The sequence below is a fragment of the Pradoshia sp. Z6_59 genome, assembly GCF_058267515.1.
Map to the genome: position 1 here is coordinate 64664 of NZ_JBZCPP010000005.1, position 15157 is coordinate 79820.

Below are 15157 nucleotides of genomic sequence, written 5' to 3' on the forward strand. Positions count from 1 at the left end.
TGAAATTGGCAGTCCTTTAATCATTTGTTAATCTATTTTTTGAATTCTACCCTCTGCCTTATACTCAAATGGGGAAGGCAAGGTTTTTACAAACTCAACAGTTGCATCTATATCAGCTGGTCCAACTTCCATATCTGTTGATAGCTTACCAAAGCTCGTACTGATATTTCCATACATGTAGTTATTGATCACGACTGTGTATTCTTTATTCAGATCGACTTTACTGCCATCCGGTAAAAGGATATCGACTACTTTACCAGTTTTCGCTTGGTCGTCATATGTGTACGTATATTTAAAACCGGACACGTGGTAATCTAAACCTCTTGCGGTGATTTGTTCATTTAAAATAACTTCTAAATCAGCTCCGCTAAGCTTTACCTTGTTTAATACGTTACCAAAGGGTTGGATGGCGAATAAATCTCCAAATGTCACCTCGCCTGCGTCTAATGGAGAGCGTACACCGCCACCATTCATTAAGGCGAAATCTGAATCCATGGCTGCCTTCATACCATCTGCAATTAAATTACCGAGGGCAATATCACTGAATTCTCTTGCTGTAGTTGGGTAGCTTTTTTCAAGAGAAGCAGTATTTTTGCCTATTATTTGCGCCTTAATAGGCTCTACTCGATCAGAGTATTTTTTTAATATAGATGAGACTTCAGAATCTGGAGCATAATCCTTTTGGTAAACAGTGTTAATTTCCCCTGTTTTGCTGACGATATCGCCTGTTAGTGGATCAATGGTGATATCTACATCAGAGAAAGCATTTCCATAGGAGTAAGCTTGAACAATTAATTTTTCATCAACAACACGGTTCACGTTTACGTGGTTATGAGCCGCAAAAATCACATCGACTTCATCATTAATCTGCTCTGCAATCCGGCTTGCATCGAAGGAATCAGTATAGCCAGTTTGAGTTGCGGGATTATGGGCAAGTACGATAATAGCCTCAATTCCTTGTTTCTTAAGTTCATCTGTATATTTGTTGATGGCAGCTACTTCATCTGTGATTTTTAATGATTCATTTCCTTTTGTTACGATCATAGTAGGCGTTTCCTGAGTTACAACACCAATAACACCAATTTTTTCGCCCTCAGCTTCTAAAACTGTATAGGGCTGGGTGATTAAATTCCCATCTCTAGTGTCAAAAGCATTGGCTGCAACTAATGGAAAGTTCATTCCGTCATAGTCAGCGTTGCCTTTAGGATGGTCGCCGCCATTCATCATACGCTTTAGTTCATCAATGCCCTCATCAAATTCGTGGTTGCCAAATGTTCCGACATCAAATCCGATTGCTTCTAAGATTTCAACGGTAGGCTCGTCCTGAAATAAAGCGGAGACTAACGGGCTTCCTCCAATCATATCCCCGGCATGCACTAGAAATGTATTAGGATTTGTAGCTTCTTCTTTCTTTAATGCTGCCGCTGTATATGAAATAGGTCCTGTTGGTAAATCTCCAACTGTAGTGACAGTATCTAACTGTCCGTGTAAATCGTTTAATCCCAGTAACTGAACATTGACTCCACGATTTAGATCAATAGTGAAGATGCCGAAGCCTTTGGAGTCTGTTTTTCCAGTGTACGTGAATGGTGTTTCATCTGTAATATACTCTTCTGCCTTTGGTGAAGTTGTAAATGTGACATTCACATCGCCGGATATTGGAGCAATAGACCAGTTGCGGTCAGCAGTTGGTGTAATTTCTTTTACTTCAGAAATGTAATCCATTAGAACTTGGCGGTTTTCATCTGCTGAATCAATGACCAGTTCACTGCCTTTTAATCCAGGGAAGTTACCTCCGCCACCGGCACGATAGTTGTTTGTCACAACGATAAATTCCTGATCTGGATCAATTGGACTTCCGTTGTACTCCAGATTAATTACGCGGCTTGATTCTGGGTTTATAAGAGTACCGTTTGCTGCATATTTTGGAGCCTTCGTCACATCAATTTGATAATTGACACCATCGATGACATCAAAATTATAAACCGCAAAGGAAGGGTTCAATAGTTCTTGTTCACTTTCTTTGGCAGGGTCTATCGTATTGAACTTACCTGCCGACATTTCAATCCATTCTTTTACTACGGAGCCTTTGATCTTAACTGCCTTCAATGTATTGTCGTAGAGATATAAATCACCGGCGCTTCGAATGGTTAAATCGCCTTTTTTAATATCAGTAAACTCATCAACACCGTTTCGGCCTGCTTTAAATGGAGCACCAACAGACAAAATAGGCAGATCCTTTAATTCCGGTTTATTTAATTCAATGTACTTTTCTGCATACCATTTTTGTGCATTCGTAACGACCTGAACAGATGGATCGTCCTGAACCAGTGCGAAGTAGCTGTAAATATCATCAGTTGTAGTACCGATAGGAGTATCAATATATTTCAACGTACCTTCGTGATCCTTTTGAACAGCACGAACGATCGATTTATCAGGTTGTACGGACTCGTCAACACTCCTTGTGGAGGAATGAGATTTAGATACTTCCCATTCACCTTTTACTTGCTTTAATGTCAAATCAATAATTCCAAGTGCAGCGCCACCATACCCTGCCTGAACAGCAGGCACGCCATTAATGGTTCCTTTAGTATTATCAACACCAGGAAGAGGATTTCCTGCAGAATCTTTGAATAAAGCATCTAATTCAGTAACGGTTTTAGCTGGGAATACTTTATGTGTGTGTGAAAAAGTGAGAGCATCAATACCAGGTACTTTACTTAAGGCATATACGGTATCCTCCGTATTATCGAGATTCCCATTAAAACCGGAGTGAGCCATAGCAACAATCACATCCGCACCTTTTTTCTCTAGGACAGGAATGTATTTTTTAGCAGTTGCTACAACATCCTTTGTAATGACCTTGCCATCAAGATGAGCCTTGTCCCATTCGTTGATTTGTGGTGGTACAAATCCGATATAGCCGATCTTAATGATTTTGGTTTTTCCAGATTGGTCTTTAACTTTTTTATTGACGATTTTATAAGGTTGGAATTTATGAACATCATTCCGTGGATTGTTATCCTGATCATCAATGTATACGTTTGCATTAATGACGGGAAAATCAGCGTCATTATATACTTCGTTCAGATATTTCAACCCATAGTTAAATTCGTGGTTTCCAAGAGTCGCTATATCATAATCCATGATATTCATAGCCTTTATGGCTGGATGTGTTTCTCTTCTTTCTAACGGATCGATTTTAGCTTTATAAGTGCCAAGAGGTGTCCCTTGAATTAAATCGCCATTATCAACTAATACGGAATTTTTTACTTCTGAACGTGCCTTTTTTACGAGAGTAGCTGTTTTAGCTAATCCTATGTTAGGGGCGGAGCTATCTTTATAATAATCATAGCTTAAAAGATTAGTATGAATATCTGTCGTTTCCATAATACGAAGTTCTACTTGTGATTGTCCCTTAGGCTTGTGATGCTTGTGCTTGGTAGCTTCTGCTTCACTTGTCATAAAAGAGGTTGCTGCCAAACTGATTGCCATTGTACTTGTTAAAAAGATTCGACCTTTGATACTACTCCATAGTTTCATACGAGGCACCTATCCTTTGTATTTTTTGAGAGTTTTAGGCTCCGCTTACAAATATATCAAATTTAAAGTAGTATATGGATAGGTATCTAGGATAACAGTTAAATACTACCATTAATTATATTTATTCAGGTTAAAAAACTAGTTATCATTACTCAGTGTAAAACAAATCATAGGTATTATGGATGCTGTGGTAATTAGTTACTAGGGATATATATATGAGGAATTAGTTTGAGATATCATAAAAAAGAATAGGTAGAGACTATCAGTAGGGAGAAGGGGATTATAATCACTAAAAGAGGATGGGACACTAACTTATAAACAATGCTGGAAGTCGGATGATATCTAAAGTAATTCTACTAGACTATGTTGCTTGTTATAGAGTGAAGTTGGAGAAAAAAGTCCGCTTCATTCCACTAGATATGAATAATGGTATGCAGCATGATGAAAACAAATAAAACCCAAACTAGCCGGCGAATATCCATAAAATATCGCCTAATAGTTCGGGTTTATCATTAACTGAAATACTTATGACTCAGCCTCTTTTATTGTTTGCTAATAGTAGATCTAGACTAAAGCTTATCAGATCTTACATAGGTTCCTAATCGCATACAAATGCGTGTCAGAAGCCTCCGAGATAAGAGTTATAAAGGTCTTTTGAAGGTCTGTAAACTGTGGTGTTTTTAGTCTTTATTCCTTTATTCAAGCCGTTTCAGCACTCTAAGTAGTCTGGCTTCGGCTCCTAGCTCCTCGAGGTCATAAGGATAGCCACTACGGGAGAGAAGAGCGTCTCCCTACATGCCTCTCCTTATGCTTGTCGGAGCTGAACAGTCGCCTCAGCACTCTAAATAGTCCTGCTTCAGGGCCTAGACGCTCGAGTCATAAGTGTAGCTGCTACGGGAGAGAAAAGCGCTCTCCCTCCGCACCTCCTCTTATGCTTGTCACGTCTGATCAAGGCCCTTCAGCACTCTGGTAGTCTGGCTTCAACGGCTAGAAGCTCAGGACATAAGCATGACCTCTGCGGGAGGGTAGGGAGCCTCCCTCCGTGCTCCTGTCTTATGCTCCTCACTTCTAAACGAGCCGTTTCAGCACTCTGGATATATTTTCACAGGTTCTTTCTATGTTTTTAGGGCCGTTTTTTAGGGTTTGGTCTAGGGGAGCGAGTTCTGGGATGATTCCGAAGATGGCATCGATTCCTTTGTCGTAAAGCTCTTCAATACCTTCTCCGATGTATCCGGCAACTGCTATTACTTTTTTGTCCAGCTCTTTTGCAGCTTGTGCGACCCCATAAGGTGTTTTGCCAAATTGAGTTTGAAAGTCAATGCCGCCTTCACCTGTGAACACGTAGTCAGCGTTCTTGAGTTTTTCTCGTAACCCACTGAATTCGATTACAATGTCGATTCCTTTTTGAAGAGTGGCATTTGTGAACAGGAGTAAGCCAGCACCCAGTCCACCAGCAGCTCCAGCGCCTGGAGTGTTCCGAACCGCTTGTCCTAACTGCTGTTCTACGATGTCAGCATAATGCGCTAGATTCTGATCCAGCTGTTTGACCATTTCAGGTGTGGCGCCTTTTTGCGGCCCGAAAACATGAGATGCTCCAGTTTCGCCGCATAAAGGGTTCGTCACATCACAGGCAACGATCATGGTTACATCAGCTAGACGTGAATCGATTTTAGATGTATCAATTGTATGCAATTGATTTAAGTAGCCGCCACCTCTAGGGATAGAGTTTCCCTCTTTATCAAGAAATTGAACACCCAGCGCCTCGGCCATACCTGTTCCTCCGTCATTAGTAGCACTGCCGCCAATTCCAATGATGATTTTCTTAATCCCTTTATCTAAACAGGCGCGAATTAATTCACCTGTACCATATGTAGTGGTGATGAGTGGATTTTTTGTTTCTTGGGTGACATAGTGAATACCGCTGGCTTCTGCCATTTCAATAACTGCGGTTTCCTGATCACCCATAATTCCATATCGAGCCGTTACGGGATTGCCAAGTGGACCCGTAACATCTAATGAATAGAGGGTGCCGCCTGTTGCATCAATGAGTGACTGGACGGTGCCTTCTCCGCCATCTGCCATCGGGACATGGATAAAGTCTGCATCTGGATAAACCTTTTTAATCCCTGCTTCCATTGCGATGCATACCTCTTTCGCTGTCATACTTTCCTTAAAAGAATCCGGTGCAAGTACAAACGTTTTACTCATTGTAACCCCTCCTGTTATAAAATAAATCCGAATAAAATGGTGGCTACAATCGTCATGGTTGCACCGACAATTGCTTCGTAGCCGACTACGGACATCCTTTGCTTAATGGACATGTTCATACTTTGCGCTGTAACATGAAAATAGTTTCCGTGCGGTAATGAATCAATTACTGTTGCTCCTGAGTGAACCATAACTGAAGCAGCAAGTGGTGCAACTCCCATATCTAAAATAGCTTCGCTGAATGATCCTGTGGCAATAATAACGCCAGTAGATGTAGAAGCAGTGGCTGCTGCCATTAAAATACCTGCTATAGGCGCCAGGAATGTACCAGAGATACCGGTGGCCTCGATTAATGAAACAACCTGTGCGGATAGATTGGATTGTGAAATTAATCCTCCGATGGCACCTGCGCCAATTAGAATTAACACAGTTACTGTCATTCTATCCAAGCCTGATGCTGTATATTTCAATAAATTTTTTGATTTCCCCATAGCTATTGTTCCAATGATGCCTGCAAGGGGGAGAATGTACATAGCATCTACTTTAAAGCTGGATAAGACCTCTATATTTAAAATTGAACCGATTGGATTAATCATTAATAAGATAATGGCTACTAATGGAGCTACGATTGCTTTTTTCAGTGGAGGATAGTTAGCTGAACCATGATCAAGATCCACAACCTCATTATCTGAAACTTTTTCGCCTTTATTTTTGATTAAAGTGGCGATGAGGACAGTGGCAATTAAGCCGAAAATTGCTGGAATAAGACCCGCAATCATTACATCGCTAAGTTCTAAATCAAAGCCTCGGGCTGCTGCAATTGTATTCGGGTTTGGCGAGATGATGTTACCCGCTTTTCCTCCTCCGGATAGTGCTAATAATAGAGCAATTTTTGAAATGCCCATTTTATTACCAATTGATAAAGCGATAGGTGCTACAATCAGGACAGCTACAGGGATAAATACCCCAACCGCTGTAATAATCATGGTCGCAAGAGCTAATGCAATAAGAGCCTTCTTTTCCCCTAATTTAGAAACAATAGATTGAGCGATTGTTTCTGCAGCCCCGGACTCCATCATGACGCCAGCTAAAACTCCAGCGGCAAGAACACGAATAACAGTCCCCATAACACTTTGAGTGCCGCCAACAAGTATATTGATGGTTTCCTCAAGGTTAGCTCCACCTATTAAACATCCGAGTATGGCTCCTAAAAATAAAGCATACAACGGGTTCAGCTTTTTTAAGATTAAGATAATGGCTATTGCCAGACCAGCTAAAGCCCCAATCCAACTAATCATAATCCCGTCCATCCTGTAACCTCCTGAGTAGTGTTGAATACGTTTATTATAGTTTGGTAGCGTTTACAATTCTATTGATGGATAGATGATTTTCTTTGTGCAAATGCACAAAGAAAGGGAGGAGAGGTTTGTTAGTTTATAATGGAAATATAGGAGACGATTTATGAATTATTAGATAAGTAGGGTACAGAAATGAAGAAAGGTTTTGTTCACCATGTATCAGTTAACAAATAAACAGGCACAACATATTGTCGATAAAATGATGGCGGATATTCCGTATAATATCAATATTATGAACGAAAAGGGCATCATTATCGGCAGCGGGAGTAAGGAAAGAATCGGAACCTTCCATACTGGAGCGGTCGAAGCCTTACGTTTAGGCAGGATGATTACAATAACAGAGGATAATAAGTATGAAAAAAAGGGTACAAATGAACCGATTGTCATTAATCAAAAGATGGTAGGTGTTATTGGGATTAGTGGCGAGCCGGGTGAGGTAATCCCTTTTTGCAAACTAGTCAAAACCACAGTCTCTCTGTTAATTGAACAAGAAATTGCGTTGAAGAGTATGGAGGAGATTAGTAAAAAGAAGTCCGCGTTTCTTAAGTTATTAGTAGAAACGAAGTACCAATACTCAGATGAAATAAAAAGGGAAGCTCTGAATTACCAGCTTGATCTGACAAGAAAAACGTCTGTCCTGATTGCAAAACCAAAGCCAAGTCCTAAAAGAATCAATTATCCTGTTTTTGAAGAAGATGAGTATTCCATTATCCTGCTACAGGACAATAGTGGAATCAAATCCTTGGCTGAGCTGTTAACTAGTGAAAATCCGACTATAAAGATCAGTGTTGGGAGTCATGTAGACACTATTTCTGAGAGCTTTCATCAAGCAATCAGTGCTATGCAAATTAGTGGAAAATTAAATCTTCAAAAGAGAATTATACATTATATAGATGTATGCTTTTTATCCAAAATCAGCGAGATAGATATAGATTCGTTTATTAATTACTCCTATATTAAAGGTTCTCTTATCTCTTCGCCAGAATTGCTGGAGACCTTGCAGATCTATATTAACAACAATGGCAATATGACATTAACGTCAAAAGAGTTACATATTCATAGAAATACGCTGCAATATCGTTTGGATAAAATTAAGGAGATAACAAGTAAAGATCCTAAACAAATATTTGAGTTGTTTGAGTTGATTTTTATTATGTTAAAGGATTAAAATCCCCATTCATTTAAACCTAACATTCGGTTAGGTTTTTTATTGGAGATCGAAGGTTGAATTAATTGGATGCAGACAGACAAAAGTTTGTGAATAAATCCTAGAAAAAATTTATCCAGATAACAAAACTGTTATAGTCTATATTTTTATAGAGTAATACAGTTTGTGAAAAATATCACATGATTTTGGAAGTGTTTTCATTGCTTTCACAATCATATTTCTCTATGAATACTTGTATACAACTATGTATACCAATAGATTAAACGGTGTGCTTAACAAAATATAAGTGAACTATTTCACAAACTTTTTTTGAAAATTTCACTGGACTGTTATAGTCATTTTGGACTATACTGTATCTGTAAGGTTGAGAAATCAACTTGAAAGATCATTTATTTTTGAAAAGGAGATTGTGAAATTGAAAAGTGTGGTATCAACAATTGCGCTTAAAGCGGGATCATTATTGTTAGTTTATACAGCAATGCAAATTTTTATGTAATAGGACAATCTGTAATTAAAAAATAGGAGGAGAAAGAATGAAACCATTAGCAATTGTATTTGGATTTAAAGCTGCAACAATGGCTTTGATGTTATTTATGTAATGTAATTAATAATGTACGTAGAAGCATTTGCTTTTATTTAGCAATGCAAAACTTAATATAAGACTGCAAGAATTTTAAAAAGATAGGAGGAAGGATGAATGAAAGCATTAGGAGTTGTATTTGGATTTAAATTTGTAACAATGGCTATTATGTTATTTGTATAATGTAATTAGCCATTGCGGTATTTGACTAACTGATATTGAAAAACAAGGGAGGATCTAATGTGAAAGTAATTGTTATAACATTTATCTCTAAAGTTGCTACTTTAGGAATGGTGTATACTTCATTAAATGCCTTTATCTAAAATGAATAGACAAAGGCGCTTAGAGTATGCACCATAAATTTAAATTCCCATCACTAAAACACACTATCTATAGAATTTCCCTCGAATTATTTTCTTCAAAATGAAAAGAAGGCTCCCGCTATTAAAGCAAGAGCTCCATAAATAATTTTATAACGATTCTTTTATGATTTTCTTATAATATGAAACAGATAATACTCCAAATATAGAATAGAATACTGTATACAACACCATTACTAGTAACATCGGTGCCCAAATTTCTATTCCGAATAGGAACCAACCTGACTTAACTGCAAAATAGCTATGACAAAGACCTAATATGAGTGGTATTCCAAAATTAAATAATTGTTTTAGCTTAACACCCTTCAAAAGATCCTGTTGGGTAAATCCAAGTTTTCTTAAGATAGAGAAGTTTAACTTTTCTTCCTCACTTTCATCCATTTGTTTAAAGTAAAGAATGCAGCCAGATGTAATAAGGAATGTTAAACCTAGAAATCCGACAATAAACATCGTTAATCCCATTCTTTTTTTGTTATCTTGGCTCATGTTAATACGGGATTCATGTGTATCATCCTGAGTAGCTAATTGATTGAATAGACTATTTGCTTCTGGAAGCTGTTTATTATCTGTGATATCAATCCCAATATAGAGTAAGTCAGCATCCTGGATAGCTGGGGCTATATCATCCTTTAATCTTTGAAACGTAGATTCATCCACAACTACAGCAGGTATACCGTCGATTGTAAAGTTCCAGGAAATCACATAATCCCTATTTAGGCCTTTATATTTTTGGTCAATCGTTATGTTGTTACCTATTATTTGGATGTCACCTGTATCTTTAAAATCCAACATACTTTTAAGCATGTCGCTATAACCGGTGAAATAAGCCTCATGGGCAGTTAACTCAAAATCGTCAATTGCCTTTTCACTGATAACAGGCATTGGCATATAATTCAGTCGAAGATCCAGTACATTAAGGCTGGTTTCTATAATTTGCTCAATATTAACTCTCGATTGAATAACGTCAATTTTCTTCTCCTTAAAAGCAATGCCATTTTCACGAAGGACACCTGTAAAATGATCAGCATCTTTTTCATTCATAAAGGAGAAGTTAGCTGGAACACTATTCTTCGCTGTTTTCTCGACTGAATAGAAGGAAATATAGCTTAATGAGAGTAAAGCAATTGCAAGTGCTGAAACAGTTGTGATGATTGTTAATAACATAGCATTCGACCTCAAGCGAAACATGATAGATGAGAGAGAGAGAACCTCATACACATTTAAATAACCATCTTTCTTTTTACGAATACTATTTAAAATAAAGGTTACAGAGCCTTTATAAAACAAATAGGTTCCAACTATCACAGCCCCAAGAATATATAACATTGCTGCTATTAACTCATCACTAGTAGATAAATCCTCACCGAAAAGTTTAGTTGAAATATAGTATCCAGATCCTACTAAAAAAAGACCAAGTATACCGATTGTGATTTCAAATTTAGATATTTTTTTGACTTTTACTTCAGTGGAAGAAGATACTCTAAATAATGATAATATAGTTTGTCTTTTAATGAAGAGATAATTTGATAACATGATTAGTAGATAAATCACACTGAACACAATAATGGTTTGGATTAGCGCTTCTCCTGAAAAACGCAGAGCAGCTATATCCTCGACACCAGTTAATTTAATTAGTATAAGCATAATAAGCTTTGAAATGGAGAATCCAATAAAAATACCTGCCACCAATGAACCGAAGTAGAGAATCGCATTCTCCATATTTAAAATACGGAATATTTTAGATTTCGTCATACCGATTAACTGGAATAGACCAATTTCTTTGCCCCGTCTTTTAATAAAAATACTATTGGCAAAGAGCAGGAATACAAGTACGATGCTAATGAGCAAAAGAGATCCTACTTGAAGTGCAGCCCCTCCTTTTATTGAACCTTTAGCAGCATCCATTGCGGGGTCAAATTGTAGAGTAACAAATGAAAAGTAAAGGGCAACGCTGAAAACTAAGGCAAATACATAGAGATAATAGTTATTTATATTTTTCTTGAGGTTTCTCCATATGAGTGTTTTAACGCTCATCCTTAACACCACCCAAGATTCCTTGTGTTTTGATAATGCCTTTGAAAAAGGATTCACGATCTTCTTGGCCCTTAGTTAGCTGTGTATAGATTTGTCCATCCTTAATAAAAATAACGCGATTGCAATAACTGGCTGCTACAGGGTCATGTGTAACCATAACAATTGTTGCATTCCTCTTTTGATTTAATTCACTTAGTTTATTTAACAGATCGGATGCTGATTTAGAATCAAGAGCACCTGTAGGTTCATCGGCAAAAATAATACTTGGTTCATGGATAAACGCTCTTGCTGCAGATGTCCGCTGCTTTTGGCCGCCTGAGAGTTCATTTGGGTATTTATCCTTCAGGTCCAGGATGCTAAGGTCCTTAGCTACCTCATCAAACCGCTTAATAGCCTCTTTTTTGGATAAGCCGCTAATAGATAATGGTAAAAGAATATTTTCCTTAGCGGTTAAGGTATCTAATAAATTGTACTCCTGAAAGATGAAGCCAAGATGATGCTTGCGGAATTCTGCGAGCTTTTTTTCCTTCATTGCTGTCATCTCTGTATTATTAATCCTGATGGTTCCTGTGCTGACTTTATCAATCGAAGATAATACATTAAGTAAAGTCGTTTTTCCTGAGCCGGAGGCGCCCATTATTCCAACAAATTCTCCTGTTTTTATAGTAATATCAATACCTTTCAGAACCTCTTGCTGATTAAATTTGCTACCAAATGATTTATGGATTTTATGTGCCTCTAATATATTCATATGGAATCGTCTCCCTTTAATTGATATCTTCATTATATAGAGGACGTTCTGTTCAAATCCTTCTATTCTCCGAACAAAATAGAAAAGCATGTGACATTCTTGTCACATGCTAATGACCTCAACAAAATCATTTTTCTTTGGAAAGGTAAGAGTAAAACGGGTGCCTTCGTCTAATTTTGAATCTACTCCAATATCAATCAAAAGAGGCTTTGCTGCTTTTTTAGCTAAATATAAGCCCATACCTGTCGCAGCATTATCGGTATGTTCCACGGCAGAAGTATAGCCTTTATCAAAGATACGTGGCAAATCTTTCGGATCAATGCCGCGTCCAAAATCCTGTATGGTTAAAATGATATGTTCATTTGGCAGTGGGTGGCTCGAAAGAATAATATCAGAGTCCTGGCTATATTTAACTGCATTCGTTAATAACTGTCTAATAATAAAGCTTAACCACTTGGCATCACTTGTAACTTCGGTAATATCCAAATGAAGATCAAAGCCGATCCTTTTCTGGATACACCAACTCTGCAATTCTCTTATTTCTTTATAGACAAGTTTACGTAAATCTATATTCTCTATTAAAAGGTCGTTTTCAATAAATTGAAGCCGCTTTTGGAAAAGTTGAGAATCAAGCAGATGTTGAATTCTCATCCATTCATAGGTTAGCTCAGATTTTGTTCGTTCATCCTCTAGGCGATCAATAATTAAATTCATGGCTGTTAGTGGAGTTTTAACCTCGTGAATCCAGGAAAGTAAGTCATCTTTTTCTTGCTCAATTAAGGTTTGGCTATGTGCAGTTGCATGTTTCAGTTGCTCTGTTTGATTCAGGATACTATTAAGAACAATTCGTTCAATAGGGCTTCTTGCATCCGGCAGAGTGGAGATGTCTAAATCTGTATCTCGTTTATCTAAACTTCTATAAAATCGCGTTTCAGTTTTATAGCGCATGATTATGAAAATAGTAAATGAAATTAATGATAAAAAGACGATATAAGCAATTGAATGAAAAGGGATAGACTGGTCAATATAAGCCACAAAGAGTATGAATAGATGAATAGACAGGAATAAGATAATCCAGCTTCTTTTTTCAATTAAATAGCTTTTTATCATAAAGAATCTGCCGTCTCCTTTGCCATGTATCCTTGACCTACTTTTGTTTCTATAAAATGTCCAAGTCCAAGTTCATCCAGTCTTTTTCGCAGCCGATTCACATTGACCGTTAATGTATTATCGCTGACAAACCGCTCATCATCCCATAAACTGCGAATTAAAGTATCTCTGCTGATAATTTTATTCTTATGATCGATCAACTGTTTTAAAATGTAAATTTCATTTCTTGAAAGCTCTATTGATCCGAGTTCATTTTCAACCGTATTCTTTTCGTAATTAATGGTCGCTCCGCACCAGATTTTCAGCTGTGTTTGATCAGCATTATAATTATAAACTCTTCGTAAAATGGCTTGAATCTTTGCAACCAAAACATCAAAGTTAAAAGGCTTCTGTATAAAATCATCGGCACCAAGTTGCATAGACATCACCATATCAGTGGGGTGGTCTCTGGATGATAAAAATAGAATGGGTACATTGGAGTGCGTCCGTATCAGCCGGCACCAATGGAAACCGTCAAATTTAGGCAATTGAATATCAATAAGGACTAAGTCAGGCTGAATGTCCGTAAATTCATTAAGTACCTCTCCGAAATCCTGAACACCATATACTTCATAAGACCATTGGGTTAACCTCTCTTTAATTTCTTTAAAAAGGCTGGTGTCATCTTCAATTAATAAAATTTTAAACATAACCATCACCGTTCTTTATTTATTAGGAATGCGAATAGTGGGAAAGGAACTCGAACTATTTTCAGGTAATAGATGTTTTGTCACGGCAAAGCTCAAAATGTATAGTTTATATAAATATAAGTGTACTATAAAAACGACTCGCAAATACAAAAAGGAGAACAAGCGTAGATGCTTGTTCTCCTTTTTAATAAGTTAACCGAAGATGATTACGAGGCTTCCCACTATAAAACAGTAAATAGAGAAGTACCCCAATTTCCCTTTTTTCATAATATCCATAAACCAACGCAGTGAAAAATAGGAAGCGATGAGAGAAGCTATGAATGCCAATGCATACGGAACGAGCAGTCTTCCTAAATCCGGATCGTTCACCATATCGGATACTGAAAAGACCATGCCGCCAAGGCTGATGGGGATATATAGAAAAAATGAGAATTTCAACGCAGTTTCACGATTCATTCCCATAGCCATGGAGGATACAATCGTTGCACCGGATCGACTAATTCCAGGTATTAAAGCAACAGCCTGAGATAATCCCACAATAATAGCATCCTTAAATGTCAGTTCTCCCTCAGCTTTCCTGCCCTCTAAATTACGGATAAGCCACAGAGCAATACCAGTGATAATCAGTGTAAAGCCAATGACACGCACACCCTTAAAAATTGATGCGATTTGATCCTCAAAGAAGAGACCGATAAATGCAGCTGGAATTGTAGCAACAATTAAGTAAAGAATAAAATAAAAATCCTTTTTCATGGCGGTGGACTTATCAGAGCCTGTTAAATAGGAAAATCCATTTTTAATCAACTTCATTAAATCTGCTCGATAAATAAAGATAACGGCCAGCAGGGAAGCAAAGTTTACAAACAACTCAAAGCTTAATCCCGGGATGTTAAGTCCGAAAAAATGCTGAAAGATGACCAAGTGGCCACTTGAAGATACAGGGATTGGTTCAGTAAGACCTTGCAGTAATCCTAAAAAAACAAATTGTATTATTTCTATAAAGCTGATTGAATCCATTCTAACACTCCTATTGTATAGCTTTTTCTTTTTTTATTATACTAAAATAATAATAGCATTTGGAGAGAACGGTTCGAAACTGGAAAATTCAAAAATTGTAGGTAGTCTAAATTACAATAAATATTATTTTGTCCATAAATAGAATTTTAATAAAATTTTTATGATGATTGTATAAAGTGGGAATAAAAGGAAAAAACAACAGTATAGCAAAAGAAAATATGGATAGTAGAGTGAATGGAATAAAACGGAATATAAGTGGTTAATAACTTATAATGGATAAATAAGTATGGTTTTGTAAATAAAGTGTCATTTTGTGTGA

General features: G+C 37.3%; 9 protein-coding genes. 1 reads left to right on the forward strand and 8 read right to left on the reverse strand.

Annotated features, from left to right (window positions below):
- Positions 1-27: 27 nt before the first annotated feature.
- The 3 genes from AC4D4B_RS07055 to AC4D4B_RS07065 form a co-directional block, all read right to left on the reverse strand.
- Positions 28-3543 (reverse strand): bifunctional 2',3'-cyclic-nucleotide 2'-phosphodiesterase/3'-nucleotidase, encoded by a 3516-nt coding sequence (locus tag AC4D4B_RS07055; RefSeq protein WP_490995142.1) that lies wholly within the window; start codon positions 3541-3543, stop codon positions 28-30.
- Positions 3544-4611: 1068 nt separating this feature from the next.
- Positions 4612-5751 carry a glycerate kinase gene (locus AC4D4B_RS07060; protein WP_490999523.1) on the reverse strand — a complete coding sequence of 380 codons (1140 nt, stop codon included), beginning with the start codon at positions 5749-5751 and terminating at the stop codon, positions 4612-4614.
- A gap of 14 nt (positions 5752-5765) precedes the next feature.
- On the reverse strand, positions 5766-7061 hold the full coding sequence (locus tag AC4D4B_RS07065; protein WP_490999524.1) for a GntP family permease: 1296 nt from the start codon (positions 7059-7061) through the stop codon (positions 5766-5768).
- 202 nt (positions 7062-7263) lie between these two features.
- Between AC4D4B_RS07065 and AC4D4B_RS07070 the strand changes: the two genes are divergently transcribed.
- Positions 7264-8277 carry a CdaR family transcriptional regulator gene (locus tag AC4D4B_RS07070; RefSeq protein ID WP_490995139.1) on the forward strand — a complete coding sequence of 338 codons (1014 nt, stop codon included), beginning with the start codon at positions 7264-7266 and terminating at the stop codon, positions 8275-8277.
- 1050 nt (positions 8278-9327) lie between these two features.
- Here the strand turns inward: AC4D4B_RS07070 and AC4D4B_RS07075 are convergent.
- The 5 genes from AC4D4B_RS07075 to AC4D4B_RS07095 form a co-directional block, all read right to left on the reverse strand.
- Positions 9328-11271: an ABC transporter permease gene (locus AC4D4B_RS07075; RefSeq protein ID WP_490999525.1), complete on the reverse strand. Its 1944-nt coding sequence runs from the start codon at positions 11269-11271 to the stop codon at positions 9328-9330.
- Entirely contained in the window at positions 11261-12022 is a 762-nt protein-coding gene (locus AC4D4B_RS07080; RefSeq protein WP_490999526.1) for an ABC transporter ATP-binding protein, read from the reverse strand. The genes AC4D4B_RS07075 and AC4D4B_RS07080 overlap by 11 nt, the downstream gene beginning before the upstream one ends.
- A gap of 102 nt (positions 12023-12124) precedes the next feature.
- Positions 12125-13132, reverse strand: coding sequence for a sensor histidine kinase (locus AC4D4B_RS07085; RefSeq protein WP_490999527.1), 1008 nt, complete (start codon positions 13130-13132; stop codon positions 12125-12127).
- Positions 13129-13821 (reverse strand): response regulator transcription factor, encoded by a 693-nt coding sequence (locus AC4D4B_RS07090; RefSeq protein WP_066109590.1) that lies wholly within the window; start codon positions 13819-13821, stop codon positions 13129-13131. The genes AC4D4B_RS07085 and AC4D4B_RS07090 overlap by 4 nt, the downstream gene beginning before the upstream one ends.
- 192 nt (positions 13822-14013) lie before the next feature.
- Entirely contained in the window at positions 14014-14838 is an 825-nt protein-coding gene (locus AC4D4B_RS07095; protein WP_490999528.1) for an undecaprenyl-diphosphate phosphatase, read from the reverse strand.
- Positions 14839-15157 lie beyond the last annotated feature (319 nt).

What these genes read in the sequence shown, in the direction of transcription:
- AC4D4B_RS07095 (WP_490999528.1), bottom strand. Translation starts at nt 14,838, where the DNA reads ATGGATTCAATCAGCTTTATAGAAATAATACAATTTGTTTTTTTAGGA.
- AC4D4B_RS07080 (WP_490999526.1), bottom strand. Translation starts at nt 12,022, where the DNA reads ATGAATATATTAGAGGCACATAAAATCCATAAATCATTTGGTAGCAAA.
- AC4D4B_RS07075 (WP_490999525.1), bottom strand. Translation starts at nt 11,271, where the DNA reads ATGAGCGTTAAAACACTCATATGGAGAAACCTCAAGAAAAATATAAAT.
- AC4D4B_RS07065 (WP_490999524.1), bottom strand. Translation starts at nt 7,061, where the DNA reads ATGGACGGGATTATGATTAGTTGGATTGGGGCTTTAGCTGGTCTGGCA.
- AC4D4B_RS07090 (WP_066109590.1), bottom strand. Translation starts at nt 13,821, where the DNA reads ATGTTTAAAATTTTATTAATTGAAGATGACACCAGCCTTTTTAAAGAA.
- AC4D4B_RS07070 (WP_490995139.1), top strand. Translation starts at nt 7,264, where the DNA reads ATGTATCAGTTAACAAATAAACAGGCACAACATATTGTCGATAAAATG.
- AC4D4B_RS07085 (WP_490999527.1), bottom strand. Translation starts at nt 13,132, where the DNA reads ATGATAAAAAGCTATTTAATTGAAAAAAGAAGCTGGATTATCTTATTC.
- AC4D4B_RS07060 (WP_490999523.1), bottom strand. Translation starts at nt 5,751, where the DNA reads ATGAGTAAAACGTTTGTACTTGCACCGGATTCTTTTAAGGAAAGTATG.
- AC4D4B_RS07055 (WP_490995142.1), bottom strand. Translation starts at nt 3,543, where the DNA reads ATGAAACTATGGAGTAGTATCAAAGGTCGAATCTTTTTAACAAGTACA.